The following is a 17,698-nucleotide window of genomic DNA, read 5'->3' as shown; positions in this document are numbered from 1 at the left end:
AGCGCTGTGAGGCGTTGAGCTAACCAATACTAATTGCCCGTGAGGCTTGACCATATAACACCCAAGCAATTTGCGTCGAACAGACCAGATTGCGGTGTTGTGAAGATGATACGAACCGAAAGTTTGCGATTCACAAAGACCATCACATACCCGATTCGCTGGAATGCCACTCAAAGGGCATCCTGGCTACAGAATTTCTTGACGACCATAGAGCATTGGAACCACCTGATCCCATCCCGAACTCAGTAGTGAAACGATGCATCGCCGATGGTAGTGTGGGGTTTCCCCATGTGAGAGTAGGTCATCGTCAAGATTAAATTCCGAAACCCCCATCTGCGAACGCAGGTGGGGGTTTTGTCTTTTAGTAGAAGCTCCATCATTTTTGGCTGGCACGTCACCGCGGTGACGGTTCGGCACACAGAGTTTCTTGACGACCATAGAGCATTGGAACCACCTGATCCCATCCCGAACTCAGCAGTGAAACGATGCATCGCCGATGGTAGTGTGGGGTTTCCCCATGTGAGAGTAGGTCATCGTCAAGATTGAATTCCGAAACCCCCGTCTGCTAACGCAGACGGGGGTTTTGTCGTTATGGCCTGCACAAAACCCTCGGCAGCAACGGCCCCCGCGCAATGGCTGACACCCCATAGGCCTCGGACGCAGCCTTCGGGCACCCCGTAGCAGCGGCCGCAGGCCGCGTCATGGGCCATACGCAATGGCTGACACCCCATAAGCCTCGGACGCAGCCTTCGGCAGCTGCTACGTACGTACCCCGTAGCAGCGGCCGCAGGCCGCGTCATGGGCCATACGCAATGGCTGACACCCCATAGGCCTCGGACGCAGCCTTCGGCAGCTGCTACGTACGTACCCCGTAGCAGCGGCCGCAGGCCGCGTCATGGGCCACACGCAATGGCTGACACCCCTGAGGCCTTGGCGTACATACGCAGCACCCGTAGCAGTTACCCAAACGCCAGGCAAAAAAAAGGGCCCGCGGGACTAACCCGGGGCCCTCAAAAGGTGAGAGGTGTCTAGTCCCTCGACCTGGTGAGCGGTGTAGCAAGCGTGGTGCCGAAGGTCAGGCCTTCAGGGGCACCAGGCGTGGAGCAATCATGTTTTCAGGGCGCAGGATGTCTTCCAGGCTGGCTTCGTCCAGCAGGCCTTCCTCGCGCACCAGTTCCAGCACGCCGCGGCCGGTTTCCAGCGCGATGCGGGCGATGCGGGTGGCGTTCTCGTAACCGATGTACGGGTTCAGCGCGGTCACCAGGCCGATCGAGTGTTCGACCAGTTCACGGCAGCGCTGTTCGTTGGCGGTGATACCGACGATGCAGTGCTCGCGCAGCATGTCCATGGCGCGTTGCAGCAGGCGGATCGAGTCGAAGATCTTGTACGCGATCAGCGGCTCCATCACGTTCAGCTGCAGCTGGCCACCTTCGGCGGCGATAGTCAGCGCCAGGTCGTTACCCATGATTTCGAAGGCGCACATGTTCACGGCCTCCGGGATCACCGGGTTGACCTTGCCTGGCATGATCGAGCTGCCTGGCTGACGCGCCGGCAGGTTGATCTCGTTGATGCCGGTGCGTGGGCCGCTGGACAGCAGGCGCAGGTCGTTGCAGATCTTCGACAGCTTGACCGCAGTGCGCTTGAGCATGCCGGAGAACAGCACGAAGGCGCCCATGTCGGAGGTGGCTTCGATCAGGTCGGCGGCCGGTACCAGCGGCTGGCCGCTGATGGTGGCCAGGCGCGATACGGCCAGGGCCTGGTAGCGCGGGTCGGCGTTGATGCCGGTGCCGATGGCGGTACCGCCCAGGTTGACTTCGGTCAGCAGCTCCGGCGCCAGGCTGCGCAGACGGTTGAGGTCTTCGGTCAGCGTGGTGGCGAAGGCGTGGAACTCCTGGCCCAGGGTCATCGGTACCGCGTCCTGCAGCTGGGTACGGCCCATCTTCAGTACGTGGGAGAATTCCTGGCCCTTGGCCGCGAAGGCCTGGATCAGGCTGTCGAGGCTGGCCAGCAGTGCGTCGTGGCCCAGCAGCAGACCCAGGCGGATCGCGGTAGGGTAGGCGTCGTTGGTGGACTGCGCCATGTTCACGTCGTTGTTGGGGTGCAGGTACTGGTATTCGCCCTTGCCGTGGCCCATGGCCTCCAGCGCGATGTTGGCGATGACTTCGTTGGCATTCATGTTGGTCGAAGTGCCAGCGCCGCCTTGAATCATGTCCACCACGAACTGCTCGTGGAAGTCACCGCGGATCAGCCGTGCGCAGGCTTCGCTGATGGCAGCGTGCTTGGCGTCGGTGAGGTGGCCCAGCTCGCGGTTGGCGTCGGCTGCGGCCTGTTTCACCATGGCCAGGCCCACGACCAGCTTGGGGTAGTGCGAGATCGGGACGCCCGAGAGGCGGAAGTTGGTAACCGCTCGCAGGGTCTGGATGCCGTAGTACGCTTCAGCGGGGACTTCGAGAACGCCAAGCAGGTCTTTTTCGATGCGCGGTGATGCAGCGGAGGACATGATAGAGATAATCTCAATGTGGACCCGGCATGTGCCGGAACGCTGCCAATGCTAGGCTTGTGACCAATCGTCGGCCAATGCTGTTAGACACTGCCCTATGCAGAAACGGCATAATAGGTCGTGTGACGCATCAGTCGTCCAAAACGTATGGCGCCCCGGAGGTCGCTGATGAATCTTGAGAGTAAATGGCTGGAGGACTTCAGTGCCCTGGCGGCCACCCGCAGCTTCTCCCAGGCCGCCGAGCGCCGCTTTGTCACGCAGCCCGCGTTCAGCCGCCGAATCCGCAGCCTTGAGGCGGCCCTGGGCTTGCAGCTGGTCAACCGCTCACGCACGCCGATCGAGCTGACGGCGGCCGGCCAACTGTTCCTGGTGACCGCGCGAACCGTGGTGGAACAATTGGGCGAAGTATTGCGTCATTTGCATCACTTGGAGGGCGGGCAGGGCGAGGTCATGCAGGTGGCTGCGGCGCACTCCCTGGCCCTGGGCTTCTTCCCCAGCTGGATCGCGCAGCTGCGCAATGAAGGTTTGAACATTGCCACGCGCCTGGTCGCCACCAACGTGGGTGACGCCGTGCATGCCCTGCGCGAGGGTGGCTGCGACCTGATGCTGGCTTTCTATGACCCGGACGCCGCGTTGCAGATGGACGCCGAGATCTTCCCGTCGCTGCACCTGGGGCATACCGAAATGATCCCTGTATGCGCCGTGGGCCCGGACGGCAAGCCGCTGTTCGACCTGGAGCACGACATCAGCTTCCCTTTATTGGGCTACAGTGCCGGCGCTTTCCTGGGCCGTTCCGTGAACCTGCTGCTGCGCCAACGCAACCTGCGCTATACCACGGTGTACGAAACCGCCATGGCCGACAGCCTGAAAAGCATGGCCCTGGAAGGCCTGGGCATCGCCTGGGTGCCGCACCTGAGTGCCAAGGCCGAGCTCAAGCGTGGCGAACTGGTAGTGTGCGGCGGGCCGCAGTGGCACGTGCCGCTGGAGATTCGCCTGTACCGTTGCGCGCTGGTAAGGAAGGCGAACGTGCGCCTGCTGTGGCGCAAGCTGGAGGGTGGCGCGGCATCCCCCGCGTGACCGGCGCCTCGGTGCTGCAGGGGCGCTCCGGACGCAGCCTTCGGCAGCTGCTACGGGCTGACTTGAAAGTCAGTAAAAACGCGGTTTTCAGCGCTGATAGAAGGTCTATTTATCCGCGATCTTTGCGGTATACTGCGCGGCCTTCGGTCGGTTTTGCCGGCCATAATTCGCATAACAAGCCACGCCGGTTTTCCTGCGTGGCTTGTTGTTTTTTGACGCGCCTGCGGGCGCCCAAGAGAAGAGGCTCGACGATGAGTGCACTGGTTGGCGTGATCATGGGCTCCAAGTCCGATTGGTCCACCCTTAGCCACACCGCCGATATGCTGGACAAGCTCGGTATTCCGTACGAAGTCACCGTGGTATCGGCCCACCGTACACCCGACCTGCTGTTCCAGTATGCCGAGGAAGCGGAAGGCCGCGGAATCGAAGTGATCATCGCCGGTGCCGGTGGCGCTGCCCACCTGCCAGGCATGTGCGCGGCCAAGACCCACCTGCCGGTGCTGGGCGTGCCGGTGCAGTCCTCCATGCTCTCGGGCGTCGACTCGCTGCTGTCCATCGTGCAGATGCCGGCCGGTGTTCCGGTCGCCACCCTGGCCATCGGCAAGGCCGGCGCTATCAACGCAGCGCTGCTGTCGGCGAGCATCCTGGGCGCCAAGCACCCGCAATTCCATGCCGTGCTCAAGCAATTCCGCACTGAACAGACAGACAGCGTGCTGGAAAATCCAGACCCGCGTCAGGCCTGAGGCTCTTTCATGAAGATCGGTGTTATCGGTGGCGGCCAGCTGGGCCGCATGTTGGCCCTGGCGGGTACGCCGCTGGGTATGAACTTCGCTTTCCTGGACCCGGCGCCGGACGCTTGCGCCGCGCCCCTGGGCGAGCACCTGCGTGCCGACTACGGCGACCAGGACCACCTGCGCCAGTTGGCTGATGAAGTCGACCTGGTGACCTTCGAGTTCGAAAGCGTGCCCGCCGAGACCGTGGCGTTCCTGTCGCAGTTCGTGCCGGTGTACCCAAGCGCCGACGCCCTGCGCATCGCGCGCGACCGCTGGTTCGAGAAGAGCATGTTCAAGGACCTGGGCGTGCCGACCCCCACGTTCGCCGACATCCAGTCGCAAGCCGACCTGGACGCGGCCGTGGCCCGCATCGGCCTGCCGGCCGTGCTGAAGACCCGCACCCTGGGTTACGACGGCAAGGGCCAGAAAGTGCTGCGCAGCCAGGCTGACGTGGAAGGCACCTTCGCCGAACTGGGCAGCGTGCCGTGCCTGCTGGAAGGCTTCGTGCCGTTCACCGGCGAAGTGTCGTTGATTGCCGTGCGCGCTCGTGACGGCGAGACCCGCTTCTACCCGTTGGTGCACAACACCCACGAAAGCGGCATCCTGCGCCTGTCGGTGGCCAGCACCGCTCACCCGTTGCAGGCCCTGGCCGAAGACTATGCCGGACGCGTGCTCAAGCACCTGGACTACGTCGGCGTGCTGGCCTTCGAGTTCTTCGAGGTGGACGGCGGCCTTAAGGCCAACGAGATCGCCCCGCGCGTGCACAACTCCGGCCACTGGACCATCGAAGGCGCCGAGTGCAGCCAGTTCGAGAACCACCTGCGCGCCGTTGCCGGCCTGCCGCTGGGCTCCACCGCCAAGGTGGGCGAAAGCGCCATGCTGAACTTCATCGGCGAAGTGCCGCCCGTGGATAAAGTCATCTCCATCGATGACTGCCACCTGCACCACTACGGCAAGGCGTTCAAGGTCGGCCGCAAGGTCGGTCACGCCACCCTGCGCAGTGCCGACATGGCCACCCTGCAGCAGCAGATCAAGGCCGTGGAAGCCCTGATCGGCGCCTGACAGGGAACCATTGGGCTTGTGAGGCCCTCTGATGGCAGGATGCCAAAGCGCAACTAGGCTTTGGCTAATGCAGTCAATCAGAGGGTTTCACATGGGCATCATCGGCACCATCTTCATCGGCCTGATCGTGGGCCTGCTCGCACGCTTCCTCAAACCTGGCGACGACAGCATGGGCTGGATCATGACCATCCTGCTGGGCATCGGCGGCTCGCTGGCGGCTACCTACGGTGGCCAGGCGCTGGGCATCTACCAGGCTGGCCAGGGTGCCGGCTTCCTCGGCGCCCTGGTAGGCGCGATCATCCTGCTGGTGCTGTACGGCATGATCAAGAAAAACGACTGACAATCGCCCAATGGCCCTCTCCGCTGGCACGCGGAGAGGGCTAGAATGCCCGACTCATTTTGTGTCGAGGCTCTTCATGCGCCGTATTCTTCTTGCCACCCTGTTCGTCTTCAGCGGCCTTGTTCACGCCGCCGAAAAACTCCCGGAAACCGATTGGCTGTCGCTGATGCCCAAGTCGGACCAGAAGGCCCTGGAGGCCATGCCGGAGATCACCCACAACACCCCCGAAGGTGACGGCAACTTCACCCACAAGGGCGGCCTGAAGCAAAGCAAGGGCCTGCCAGCGGTGATGTATTCGACCAAGACCGTGCCAGAAATGGATGGTAAGGACATTCGCATCGGTGGCTACCCTGTGCCGCTGGAAACCGATGCCAAGGGCCGTGCCACGGCGTTCTTCCTGGTGCCGTACCCGGGCGCCTGCATCCACGTGCCGCCACCGCCGCCGAACCAGATGATCCTGATCCGCTACCCCAAGGGGCTGAAGCTGGATGACATCTACACGCCGCTGTGGGCGATCGGTACGCTGAAGGTGGAGAAGGTCAGTAACGACATGGCCGACGCGGCCTACGCGATGGACGCATCGAAAGTGCGAGTAGTCGTAGAGTCCGACCTTTAACCCGTAGCAGCTGCCGCAGGCTGCGTCCCAGGCACCACGGTTGGGGCCGGACGCCGCCTGCGGCAGCTGCTACGGTAGAGGTGTTAGAGCTTTTCGCTGACTACGGTCACGCCCAGGGTATGCTCGGCGCCCGGCAGCAACACCACCACGTCGTCCATCACGTTGGCGGTCTCGATGCACAGCATGCGTTGCCAGCCATCGTCGGCCATGTCGTCCAGCTTCAGCGCGCGGTCGATCCACGGGTTCCAGATGACCGCTGCGTTGGAGCCGCTGCTGGTGAGGCGCACGCGGCGCTTCCACGCCGGGTCGACGATGGTCAGCTGCGATGGCACCTGCTGGTAGATACGGTCGGTTTCGCCGGCAAAGCGCAGCTCGTTGGCCTGTTCGCGAACTTGCCAGTTTTCCAGGGTCTCGATGTACTTCAGGCCCGCAACGCCTTCCACATGCACGTCGCGCACGTCGCTGACCGCGAAGTAGCTGTGCAGCGCCTGGCTGATGGTGACCGGCTCGTCGCCCAGGTTGGTGCTGGTGAGGCTTATGCCCAGGTGGTCGCCCAGTACGATGCTCAATTTCAGCGCCACCTTGTGCGGCCAGCCTGGCAGCTTGCCTTCGGCTTCGGGCAGGGTGAAGTCGATGCGCAGGTTGTCATCGGTGGCGCTGTCGATGCCGTGCAACTGCCAGTCCATGGCCCGCACCAGGCCGTGGGTGGGAGCCGGATCGGCCTTGTACATGGCCTGCACCGACTGCGGGTTGCGGGCGAAAATGCCGAACCACGGCCAGCATACCGGCACGCCGGTGCGCACGGGCGTGCCGCGCTTGAATACCGCCTGGTCGTTGAGCCATATCAGCGGCTGCTCGCCATCGCGTTGATAACTGAGAATCTGCGCGCCCTGTTGGGCGACCAGCAGTTCGGCACCGCTGTGGCTGATGCGCCAGCAGTTCAATTCATCCAGTTTGACCGACTCGACCTGGGGGGTAGACATGCGCAGTTCTCGCTTCCAATCCAATAGATATGCAGTTGACCCTGAAACAGCCGCCGAGTTTTCCGGCACTCAGCGCCGCGGTGGTACCGAACGGGTACGGCCGCTGCCGTCGATGGCCACGAACACGAATACTGCCTCGGTTACCTTGCGCCATTCGCTGGACAGCGGATCGTCGCTCCATACTTCCACCATCATCTGGATCGAGCTGCGGCCGATCTCCAGGGTCTGGGTATAGAAAGACAATTGCGCGCCGACTGCAACGGGTACCAGGAAAGCCATGCGGTCGATGGCCACGGTGGCCACGCGGCCGCCAGCGACCTTGCTGGCCATGGCTGTGCCGGCCAGGTCCATCTGGGCTACCAGCCAGCCGCCGAATATGTCGCCGAAACCGTTGGTTTCACGGGGCAATGCGGTGATCTGCAAGGCTAGATCGCCTTGCGGGATAGGATCTTCTTGTTCGAGTTCAATCATGCCTGGGGTGCCTCTGACCCAAAACTCTCAATACGTTGGCGTAATACGATGACGCCTCATATAAAACGATTCAGCTTCATACTACGCTGCTTTCGCCGGTAGAGGCGCTCCAAGGGTAACTCTGCGAAATCGGCTACCGCATATAGCGACGTTTTCGCACAAACACCCTGTAACCAAACAGAAAATTCCTACAGACGCGCAGTATATAGCGCGATAACAGTAGCGACGACCGTCCAAGTCTCATTTAGCGCTGGAAAACCACGATCAATGTGCTTTTTCGAGCAATTTGCTATCGTGCCCCACCTGCCAGCCGCAAGCAGCCCTGGTGAGGGTTGCCGTAATGCCTATAAGAGAAGCCACAACATGACCTCCGTGCCATCGAGTCACGCGCAACCGGCGCGCCCCCTGACCCGCAACGACTACAAGACCTTGTCGCTTTCCGCCCTGGGCGGTGCGCTGGAGTTCTACGATTTCATTATTTTCGTGTTCTTCGCCACCGTGGTCGGCAAATTATTCTTCCCCGCCGACATGCCCGAGTGGCTACGCCTGATGCAGACCTTCGGCATCTTCGCCGCCGGTTACCTGGCGCGCCCCCTGGGCGGTATCGTCATGGCGCACTTCGGCGACCTGCTGGGCCGCAAGAAAATGTTTACCCTGAGCATCTTCATGATGGCCGTGCCTACGCTGATCATGGGCCTGCTGCCCACGTACGCGCAGATTGGCCTGTGGGCGCCCATCCTGCTGCTGCTGATGCGGGTCATCCAGGGTGCAGCCATTGGCGGCGAAGTGCCGGGGGCCTGGGTGTTCGTTTCCGAGCACGTGCCGGCGCGCCACGTGGGCTATGCCTGCGGCACCCTGACCTCGGGGCTGACGGCGGGCATCCTGCTGGGCTCCCTGGTGGCCACCCTGATCAACAGCCTGTACAGCGCCACCGAAGTCTCGGACTACGCCTGGCGCATTCCGTTCCTGCTGGGCGGCGTATTCGGCCTGATGTCGGTGTACCTGCGCCGCTGGCTGCATGAGACCCCGGTATTCGCCGAGCTGCAGCAGCGCAAGGCGCTGGCCGAGGAAATTCCACTGCGGGCGGTGCTGCGCGACCATCGCGGCGCCATCGCCGTGTCGATGCTGCTGACCTGGCTGCTGTCGGCCGGCATCGTGGTGGTGATCCTGATGACCCCCACCGTGCTGCAGACCGTCTATGGCTTCTCGCCTTCGGTGGCCCTGCAGGCCAACAGCCTGGCCATCGTCTTCCTCAGCATCGGCTGCGTGTGTGCTGGCGCCCTGGCCGACCGTCTTGGCGCGGGCCGGGTGTTCGTGGGTGGCAGCCTGGCGCTGCTGGTGAGCTCGTGGGTGTTCTACCACAGCCTGCACGCGCACCCCGAATGGCTGTTCCCGCTGTACGCGCTGACCGGCCTGTTCGTGGGCACGATCGGCGCGGTGCCTTATGTGATGGTCAAGGCCTTCCCGGCGGTGGTGCGATTTACCGGCCTGTCATTCTCCTACAACCTGGCGTACGCCATCTTCGGTGGCCTGACCCCGATGATCGTGACCCTGCTGCTGAAATCCGACCCCATGGGCCCGGCTTATTATGTTGCAGGGATTTGCATGATCGGTCTGTTCGTTGGCCTCTACCTGCTGGCCAAAAAACGCTAAGCCTCCCGTAGCAGCGGCCCGCAGGCCGCGTCCAAAGCGCCGCGCAGGCGCAGGCTCAACGCGTGGCCCCCGGACGCGGCCTAGGGGCCGCTGCTACGGGGTTGCGCCCCGCAACATGCGGTAATAGCTAGTCATCCGGCTGTCATAATCCATACATAGAATGTTCACATGGGCTACTGATACTGCGCCCGACCCCATTCGAACAACCTATTTCCAGGACACACCCCATGACAATCAAGCGTTTGATGGCCGCGATCAGCTTCGTCGCCGCGGGTGCCGTCACTGTCCAGGCCAATGCCGCCGTGGACCCTGCCATTCCAGCCTATGTAAAGACCACCGGCGTATCAGGCAACCTGTCCAGCGTCGGTTCCGACACCCTGGCAAACCTCATGACCCTGTGGGCCGAGGCATTCAAAAAGGAGTACCCCAACCTCAACATCCAGATCCAGGCCGCCGGCTCGTCCACCGCGCCACCCGCGCTGACCGAAGGCACCGCCAACTTCGGCCCCATGAGCCGCCGGATGAAGGATGTGGAACTGCAGGCCTTCGAGCAGAAATACGGTTACAAGCCCACGGCTATCCCGGTGGCAGTGGATGCCCTGGCGGTGTTCGTGCACAAGGACAACCCCATCCAGCACCTGACCATGGAACAGGTGGACGCGATTTTCTCCGCCACCCGCCTGTGCGGTGCCAAGGCTGATGTGAAGACCTGGGGCGACCTGGGCGTGACCGGCGACCTGGCCACCAAGCCGGTGCAGCTGTTCGGCCGCAACTCGGTGTCGGGTACCTACGGTTACTTCAAGGAAGAAGCGCTGTGCAAGGGTGACTACAAGCCCAACGTCAACGAGCAGCCTGGCTCGGCTTCAGTGGTGCAGTCCATCAGCAGCTCGCTCAACGGCATCGGCTACTCGGGCATCGGCTACAAGACCGCCAGCGTGAAGACCGTGGCGCTGGCCAAGAAGGGCACCACCAACTTCGTCGAAGACACCGAGGAAAACGCCCTGAACGGCAAGTACCCGCTGTCGCGCTTCCTGTTCCTGTACGTGAACAAGGCGCCGAACAAGCCGTTGTCGCCCATGGAAGCGGAGTTCGTGAAGCTGGTGCTGTCACAATCCGGTCAGCAGGTCGTGGTAAAAGATGGTTACATTCCGCTCCCGGCCAAGGTCGCTGCAAAAGCTTTGGCAGATCTGGGGCTGAGCGAAGGCTCAAAGTAAGTAGAATGTCTGGCGGGCCCGTTCTAGAGGGCTCGCTTACTGATTCACCTGGTTTGCTGCCCAGAATCGCTGGGCGGCAGACCTTGCTGCGTCAATTCACTGTCATGTTTCTGTAATACGAGGCCGCTAGGGTGTGCGCATGAACGATTTGGCCAACTCTGCAATGACCCCGCGCAAACCCCCGGAGCGCATCGACTTCAATACCCCGGAGCTGGTGCGCAAGCGCAAGCTGCGGGCGCTCAAGGACCACCTTTCCCGCTGGTTTGTGCTGGTGGGAGGCTTGGCCGTGCTGGCCGCCATCACCCTGATCTTCTTCTACCTGGCCTACGTGGTAGTGCCGCTGTTCAAGGGCGCCGAACTGACGGTGAAGACGCCCATCACCCCGGCTTGGATGCAGGAAGCCGGCAAGCCGCTGATGCTGGCCCTGGAAGAGCAGAACCTGGTGGGCATGCGGGTGTCCGACCGCGGCCAGGCATTGTTTTTCAGCACCCGTGATGGCAGCGAACTGAAGCACGTCGACCTGCCGCTGCCGCCTGGCACCACGGTTTCCTCGATCGGTGAAGACCAGCCCGGCAGCGCTTTGGTGATCCTGGGCCTGTCCAACGGCCAGTCGCTGATCTTCCGGCACAGCTACAAAGTGACTTACCCCGATGGCCACAAGACCATCAATGCCAACATCGACTTCCCCTACGGCCAGGCGCCGCTGACCCTCGACGACCAGGGCCGCGCGCTTGAGCACGTCAACCTCAGTGCTACCGATGATGCGCTGATCGTGGCTGGCTCCACCGGCCCGCAGTTGCACGTGCTGTCGCTGACCAAGTCGGAAAACATGCTGACCGGCGAAACCGAGACCGCCCAGGCCACCATCGAACTTCCGCAGATGACCGAGCAGGTCAAGGCCATCTTCGTCGACCCGCGCCAGCAATGGTTGTACGTGATCAACGGCCGCGCCCAGGCCGACGTGTTCAGCCTGCGCGACAAGAGCCTCAACGGCCGGTACAAACTGCTGGAAGACGCCAATGCCGAAATTACCGCCAGCACCCAGCTGGTGGGCGGCATTTCGCTGATCGTCGGCACCTCCAAGGGCGGCCTGGCGCAGTGGTTCATGGCCCGCGACCCCGACGGCGAACCGCGCCTGAAGCACATCCGCGATTTCCAGATGGGCACCGCGCCCATCGTCGACATTACCGCCGAGCAGCGCCGTAAGGGCTTCATCGCCGTCAACGCGGTGGGCCAGCTGGGCGTGTTCCACAGCACTGCGCACCGCACCCTGCTGGTCCAGCAGGTGGCCCAGGGCCCAGGCGTGCTGGCGCTGTCGCCGCGCGCCAACCGCATCATGGTCGAGGAGGGCGGGCGCCTGGTGCCCATGACCCTGCTCAACCCGCACCCGGAAGTGTCGTGGAGCGCGTTGTGGGAAAAGGTCTGGTATGAAAACTACGACGAGCCCAAGTACGTCTGGCAGTCCACCGCCGCCACTTCCGACTTCGAACCCAAGCTGAGCCTGTCGCCGCTGACCTTCGGTACCTTGAAGGCGGCCTTCTACGCCATGTTCCTGGCTGCGCCGCTGGCCGTGGCCGCCGCGATTTACACCGCCTACTTCATGGCGCCGGGCCTGCGCCGCAAGGTCAAGCCGGTGATTGAACTGATGGAAGCCATGCCTACGGTGATCCTCGGCTTCTTCGCCGGGCTGTTCCTGGCCCCGTACCTGGAAGGTCACTTGCCGGGCATCTTCAGCCTGCTGATGCTCACGCCCATCGGCATATTGGTGGCCGGCTTTGCCTGGAGCCGCCTGCCGGAGTCCATTCGCCTGCGGGTGCCCGATGGCTGGGAAAGCGCGATCCTGGTGCCGGTGATCCTGCTGGTGGGCTGGGGCTCGCTGGCCATGAGCCCGCACCTGGAAGCCTGGTTCTTCAACGGTGACATGCGCCTGTGGATCAGCAACGACCTGGGCATCACCTACGACCAGCGCAACGCCCTGGTGGTGGGCCTGGCCATGGGCTTCGCGGTTATCCCCAACATCTATTCGATTGCCGAGGACGCCGTGTTCAGCGTGCCGCGCAGCCTCACCCTGGGCTCGCTGGCGCTGGGCGCCACGCCTTGGCAGACCCTGACCCGCGTGGTGCTGCTCACGGCCAGCCCGGGTATCTTCTCGGCGCTGATGATCGGCATGGGCCGCGCCGTGGGCGAGACCATGATCGTACTGATGGCCACCGGCAACACCCCGGTGATGGAGATGAACCTGTTCGAGGGGATGCGTACCCTGGCCGCCAACGTGGCGGTGGAAATGCCCGAGTCGGAAGTGGGCAGCAGCCACTACCGCGTGCTGTTCCTGGCCGCGCTGGTGCTACTGATGTTCACTTTCGTGATGAATACCCTGGCCGAGCTGATTCGCCAGCGTCTTCGCAAAAAATACTCGTCGCTTTAAGTAGAAGGTAGCGATCCGTGAAAAAGGATTCTCTCAAGGGCTGGTTCAAGAGTGGCTCGCCCGGCGTCTGGCTCAGCGGTGGCGCAGTGTCCATTGCCGTGATCATGACCGTCGGCCTGCTCTCGGTGCTGGCCGTGCGCGGCCTGGGCCATTTCTGGCCGGCCGACCTTGTGCGCGCCAGTTACAACGTGCCCGGCCAACCGGCCCAGATGCTGATCGGCGAAGTGGTGCAGCGTGACGAAGTGCCTCGCGCGCAACTGGCCGGTGCCGGCCTGCCGGTGCCCAAGGAAGGCCCGGAGTTCATGACCCGCGAGCTGATCAAGGTGGGCAACCGTGACATCAACGGCGCCGACTTCATGTGGGTGGTGGGCGACTGGCTGCAAGACCAGAGCAAGCCGCCCGAGCTGGTGAGCGTGGAGCGCCGCGAGTGGGGTAACTTCATCGGCTACCTGCTGGACGTGAAGGAAAACGGCAAGGTCGTCGCCGAGGGCGACGCGGTATTCAAGGAGTTCTACCCCCGCCTGGACCGCGTGAAAGACCTGGCCCGTCAGTTGAACCGCCTGGAGAAGGGCGAGATCGGTTCGATCAACGCCCAGCTTGAACGCATTCGCCTGCACGGCCGCAAGCTGGAGCTGGAACACCAGCTCGACGCCGCCGCCCAGGCCGACATGGATGCCGAACGTGCCGCCCTCAAGGGCCAGTACCAGGAAATCGAATCCCGCCTGGGCGACCTGCACCAGGCCATCGAGCGCGACAGCATCACCGTGCGCGACGTCAATGGCAAGGTGCTGGAAATCAGCATGGGCAAGGTGCTGCACGCCTACCAGCCCAACAATATGGGCCTGTTCAAGAAACTGTATTACTACGGCATGAAGGTGTGGGAGTTCCTGACCCAGGACCCGCGTGAGGCGAATACCGAAGGCGGTGTGTTCCCGGCCATCTTCGGCACCGTGATGATGACCCTGATCATGGCGATGATCGTCACCCCGTTCGGCGTGCTGGCGGCGGTATACCTGCGCGAGTACGCCCGCCAGGGCCCCATGACCCGGCTGATCCGCATTGCCGTGAACAACCTGGCCGGCGTGCCGGCTATTGTCTACGGGGTGTTTGGCCTGGGCTTCTTCGTCTACGTGCTGGGTGGCTCCCTGGACCGCCTGTTCTTCCCCGAAGCGCTGCCGGCGCCGACCTTCGGTACGCCCGGCCTGCTGTGGGCCTCGCTGACCCTGGCGCTGCTGGCCGTGCCGGTGGTCATCGTCGCCACCGAGGAAGGCCTGGCGCGCATTCCACTGAGCCTGCGCGAAGGTTCGCTGGCGCTGGGCGCCACCAAGGCCGAGACGCTGTGGAAGATTGTGCTGCCCATGGCCAGCCCGGCCATGATGACCGGCATGATTCTGGCCGTGGCCCGCGCCGCCGGCGAAGTAGCCCCGCTGATGCTGGTGGGTGTGGTGAAGATGGCGCCGTCGCTGCCGTTGAACGGGGTGTACCCGTACCTGCACCTGGACCAGAAGATCATGCACCTGGGCTTCCATATTTACGACGTCGGCTTCCAGAGCCCCAACGTCGAGGCCGCACGCCCGCTGGTGTATGCCACGGCGCTGCTGCTGGTGCTGGTGATCGCCGCGCTGAACCTGTCGGCCGTCGCCCTTCGTAACCACTTGCGCGAGAAGTACAAGGCACTGGACAACTGACCGTCCCCCTTGGCACTCGCCAGCCGCCCCCTCGATGCGAGGCGGGCGGCTCAACCAACGCACTGAACGCGTAGGGAGCCACCCATGCAGCAAGACCCCAACACCCCCGGTGGCATCAGCCTCTCCGCCATCGGCCGCAAGCGCCAGGGCCTGAGCATGGCCAACGAAACCGTGGCCATCCAGGTGCCAGGCCTGAACCTGTTCTACGGCAACAAGCAGGCGCTGTTCGACGTTTCGCTGGATATTCCCAAGCAGCGCGTCACCGCGTTCATCGGCCCGTCGGGTTGCGGCAAGTCGACCCTGCTGCGCACCTTCAACCGCATGAACGACCTGGTGGATGGCTGCCGTGTGGAAGGCGAGATCAACCTCGACGGCCACAACATCTACCGCAAGGGCGAGGACGTGGCCGAGCTGCGCCGCCGGGTGGGCATGGTGTTCCAGAAGCCCAACCCGTTCCCCAAGACCATCTACGAGAACGTGGTGTACGGCCTGCGCATTCAGGGCGTGAACAAGAAGCGCGTGCTGGACGAGGCGGTGGAATGGGCATTGAAGGCCTCGGCGCTGTGGGACGAGGTCAAGGACCGCCTGCACGAGTCGGCCCTGGGCCTGTCCGGCGGCCAGCAACAGCGCCTGGTCATTGCCCGCACCATTGCCGTCGAGCCGCAGGTATTGCTGCTCGACGAGCCGTGTTCGGCCCTGGACCCGATTTCGACGTTGAAAGTTGAAGAACTGATCTACGAACTGAAATCCAAATACACCATTGTGATCGTGACCCACAACATGCAGCAGGCTGCCCGGGTTTCCGATTACACGGCGTTCATGTACATGGGCAAGCTGGTGGAGTTCGGCGACACCGACACTCTGTTCACCAACCCTGCGAAAAAACAGACCGAGGACTACATCACCGGTCGGTATGGCTAGAGGTAGCTGCAAGCTTGCAGTTTCACGCGGCAAGCAGAAGCGGTACTGCGTTTGTGTTCTGGATCACCACTTAACCACTTGTAGATTGCAGCTTTAAGTCTCAAAGCTGTCGCGGAGCGACCCGATGATTGATAAAGATAGCCTTACGCACCACATCTCCCAGCAGTTCAACGCCGAGCTGGAAGAAGTCCGCAGCCACCTGCTGGCCATGGGCGGCCTGGTAGAGAAGCAGGTCAATGACGCGGTCACCGCCCTGATCGACGCCGACTCGGGCCTGGCCCAGCAGGTGCGTGATGTTGACGAGCAAATCAACCAGATGGAGCGCAACATCGACGAAGAGTGCTTGCGTATTCTCGCCCGCCGCCAGCCGGCCGCTTCCGACCTGCGCCTGATCATCAGCATCTCCAAGTCGGTGATCGACCTGGAACGCATCGGCGACGAATCGACCAAGATCGCCCGCCGCGCCATTCAGCTGTGTGAGGAAGGCCAGTCGCCGCTGGGCTACGAAGAAGTACGCCACATCGGCGACCAGGTGCGCCGCATGGTGCGCGAGGCGCTGGACGCCTTTGCTCGCTTCGACGCCGATCTGGCCCTGTCGGTTGCCCAGTACGACAAGACCATCGACCGTGAATACAAGACCGCGCTGCGCGCGCTGGTCACCTACATGATGGAAGACCCGCGCTCCATCTCCCAGGTGCTGAACGTGATCTGGGCCCTGCGCTCGCTGGAACGCATCGGCGACCACGCGCGCAACATCTCGGAACTGGTGATCTACCTGGTGCGCGGCACCGACGTGCGCCACCTGGGCCTGGCGCGCATGCGCGAAGAAGTCCAGGGCCGTGCCGATCGCGCTAATGTTCCGGGTGTTTCGGACGATAAGTAAGACTGCCCGACTAAAAATGCCCGGCCTAGCGCCGGGCATTTTCGTTTGCGGGTCATGAAAAGAAATGGCACCCGTGAACAAAGAGTCCCGGCGTGACTTATTAGTTTTGGCAAATGGCCATCAGTCAGCGCTATGCTTGCCGGGTAATCTTAGGAGTGGTCAATGAGTAAGGTCAGTGTGCTGGTTGTGGATGACGCGCCCTTCATCCGTGATTTGGTGAAAAAGTGCTTGCGCAACTACTTTCCAGGCATGGTCATCGAAGACGCCGTGAACGGCCGCAAGGCCCAGGCGTTGTTGATGAAAGACAGTTTCGACCTGGTGCTGTGCGACTGGGAAATGCCGGAAATGTCTGGCCTGGAACTGCTGACCTGGTGCCGCGAGCAAGAGGCCCTCAAGGCCATGCCGTTCATCATGGTGACCAGCCGTGGCGATAAGGAAAACGTGGTCCAGGCCATTCAGGCCGGCGTTTCCGATTTCATCGGCAAGCCGTTCACCAATGAGCAGCTGCTGACCAAGGTGAAAAAAGCCCTGACCAAGATCGGCAAGCTGGAGGCGGTAATGTCCACTGGCCCTGCCCGGGCCGGTTCGGCTTTCGCCAACGATTCGCTCAGCGCCCTTACTGGTGGCAAGGCCGAGGTGGTGCGCCCGGCCCCGGCGGCACGGGGTGGCCTGCTCAACTACGCGCCGCGCCCAGGTGCAGCCCCTGCGGCCGCACCTGCCGGCAACCGTGGCCAGGGCCAACTGCGCCTGTCCAGCGGCAACCAGCAGTGCGTGATCAAGGCCCTGAGCCTCAAGGAGGCGCTGTTGGTGGTGCGCCGCGGGGAAGTGCTGCCCCAGGTGCTGGAAAACGCCGTGCTCGACCTTGAGCAGGGCGACAACGCCGAAGTGGCCCGCCTCAACGGCTACCTGCACGCCATCGTCGCCCACGAGCCCAAGCCGGACAGCGAGTGGCTGCAGCTGACTTTCCGTTTCGTTGACCAGGACGCGCAGAAACTCGACTACATCTCACGCCTGATCGCCCGCGGCACCGCCCAGAAGCACTTCGTTCCAGGCGCCTGACGCTGCCTCGCGGCCGCTGCTACACAACCCGTA

Annotated in this window: 15 protein-coding genes and 2 rRNA genes; 14 read left to right on the top strand and 3 right to left on the bottom strand. The window is 62.8% G+C overall.

The window, feature by feature from the left end; genetic code table 11:
* Nucleotides 1-197 precede the first annotated feature (197 nt).
* A 5S ribosomal RNA gene (rrf, locus tag AC0SZ7_RS16080) occupies nt 198-313 on the top strand.
* 113 nt (nt 314-426) lie between these two features.
* A 5S ribosomal RNA gene (gene rrf, locus AC0SZ7_RS16075) occupies nt 427-542 on the top strand.
* A gap of 533 nt (nt 543-1,075) precedes the next feature.
* Here the strand turns inward: rrf (AC0SZ7_RS16075) and AC0SZ7_RS16070 are convergent.
* Nucleotides 1,076-2,500 (bottom strand): aspartate ammonia-lyase, encoded by a 1,425-nt coding sequence (locus AC0SZ7_RS16070; RefSeq protein WP_475505296.1) that lies wholly within the window; start codon nt 2,498-2,500, stop codon nt 1,076-1,078.
* Between the two features lie 168 nt (nt 2,501-2,668).
* Here AC0SZ7_RS16070 and AC0SZ7_RS16065 point away from each other — a divergent pair, with 168 nt between their 5' ends.
* From AC0SZ7_RS16065 to AC0SZ7_RS16045, 5 genes are all read left to right on the top strand, one after another.
* Nucleotides 2,669-3,577, top strand: a complete 909-nt coding sequence (locus tag AC0SZ7_RS16065; RefSeq protein ID WP_475505295.1) for a LysR substrate-binding domain-containing protein — start codon at nt 2,669-2,671, stop codon at nt 3,575-3,577.
* A gap of 251 nt (nt 3,578-3,828) precedes the next feature.
* The gene (gene purE, locus AC0SZ7_RS16060) at nt 3,829-4,320 is read left to right on the top strand and encodes a 5-(carboxyamino)imidazole ribonucleotide mutase (protein ID WP_416421773.1); all 492 of its coding nucleotides are present in this window, start codon (nt 3,829-3,831) and stop codon (nt 4,318-4,320) included.
* Between the two features lie 9 nt (nt 4,321-4,329).
* The gene (locus AC0SZ7_RS16055) at nt 4,330-5,412 is read left to right on the top strand and encodes a 5-(carboxyamino)imidazole ribonucleotide synthase (protein WP_475505294.1); all 1,083 of its coding nucleotides are present in this window, start codon (nt 4,330-4,332) and stop codon (nt 5,410-5,412) included.
* A 91-nt stretch (nt 5,413-5,503) separates the two neighbouring features.
* Complete coding sequence (locus tag AC0SZ7_RS16050) at nt 5,504-5,752, top strand: GlsB/YeaQ/YmgE family stress response membrane protein (protein WP_027980845.1); 249 nt, start codon at nt 5,504-5,506, stop codon at nt 5,750-5,752.
* Nucleotides 5,753-5,828: 76 nt separating this feature from the next.
* Nucleotides 5,829-6,368, top strand: a complete 540-nt coding sequence (locus AC0SZ7_RS16045; RefSeq protein ID WP_475505293.1) for a DUF3299 domain-containing protein — start codon at nt 5,829-5,831, stop codon at nt 6,366-6,368.
* 83 nt (nt 6,369-6,451) lie between these two features.
* Here AC0SZ7_RS16045 and AC0SZ7_RS16040 read toward each other — a convergent pair whose 3' ends face one another.
* Together AC0SZ7_RS16040 and AC0SZ7_RS16035 are read right to left on the bottom strand one after the other, a co-directional pair.
* Nucleotides 6,452-7,351 (bottom strand): D-hexose-6-phosphate mutarotase, encoded by a 900-nt coding sequence (locus AC0SZ7_RS16040; protein ID WP_475505292.1) that lies wholly within the window; start codon nt 7,349-7,351, stop codon nt 6,452-6,454.
* Nucleotides 7,352-7,420: 69 nt separating this feature from the next.
* Nucleotides 7,421-7,822, bottom strand: coding sequence for an acyl-CoA thioesterase (locus tag AC0SZ7_RS16035; protein ID WP_008366910.1), 402 nt, complete (start codon nt 7,820-7,822; stop codon nt 7,421-7,423).
* Between the two features lie 363 nt (nt 7,823-8,185).
* On the opposite strand from AC0SZ7_RS16035, the gene AC0SZ7_RS16030 reads away from it, so the two are divergent.
* The 7 genes from AC0SZ7_RS16030 to AC0SZ7_RS16000 all read left to right on the top strand — a co-directional run bounded on the left by AC0SZ7_RS16030 (nt 8,186) and on the right by AC0SZ7_RS16000 (nt 17,665).
* Nucleotides 8,186-9,475: an MFS transporter gene (locus tag AC0SZ7_RS16030; protein ID WP_475505291.1), complete on the top strand. Its 1,290-nt coding sequence runs from the start codon at nt 8,186-8,188 to the stop codon at nt 9,473-9,475.
* A gap of 227 nt (nt 9,476-9,702) precedes the next feature.
* The gene (locus AC0SZ7_RS16025) at nt 9,703-10,689 is read left to right on the top strand and encodes a phosphate ABC transporter substrate-binding protein PstS (protein WP_475505290.1); all 987 of its coding nucleotides are present in this window, start codon (nt 9,703-9,705) and stop codon (nt 10,687-10,689) included.
* A gap of 391 nt (nt 10,690-11,080) precedes the next feature.
* Nucleotides 11,081-13,114 (top strand): ABC transporter permease subunit, encoded by a 2,034-nt coding sequence (locus AC0SZ7_RS16020; protein ID WP_475505306.1) that lies wholly within the window; start codon nt 11,081-11,083, stop codon nt 13,112-13,114.
* 17 nt (nt 13,115-13,131) lie between these two features.
* Complete coding sequence (gene pstA / locus AC0SZ7_RS16015) at nt 13,132-14,802, top strand: phosphate ABC transporter permease PstA (RefSeq protein ID WP_475505289.1); 1,671 nt, start codon at nt 13,132-13,134, stop codon at nt 14,800-14,802.
* 84 nt (nt 14,803-14,886) lie between these two features.
* Nucleotides 14,887-15,723 (top strand): phosphate ABC transporter ATP-binding protein PstB, encoded by an 837-nt coding sequence (gene pstB / locus AC0SZ7_RS16010; protein WP_416421779.1) that lies wholly within the window; start codon nt 14,887-14,889, stop codon nt 15,721-15,723.
* Nucleotides 15,724-15,847: 124 nt separating this feature from the next.
* Complete coding sequence (gene phoU, locus AC0SZ7_RS16005; protein WP_416421780.1) at nt 15,848-16,606, top strand: phosphate signaling complex protein PhoU; 759 nt, start codon at nt 15,848-15,850, stop codon at nt 16,604-16,606.
* A 162-nt stretch (nt 16,607-16,768) separates the two neighbouring features.
* A complete protein-coding gene (locus AC0SZ7_RS16000; RefSeq protein ID WP_475505288.1) occupies nt 16,769-17,665 on the top strand; it encodes a response regulator in 897 nt (298 codons plus the stop codon).
* Nucleotides 17,666-17,698: the final 33 nt, after the last annotated feature.

It is taken from the genome of Pseudomonas sp. JC1203, assembly GCF_056175065.1.
The sequence above is the reverse complement of the archived record's forward strand: the minus strand, read 5'-3'. Positions and strand labels throughout refer to the sequence as shown.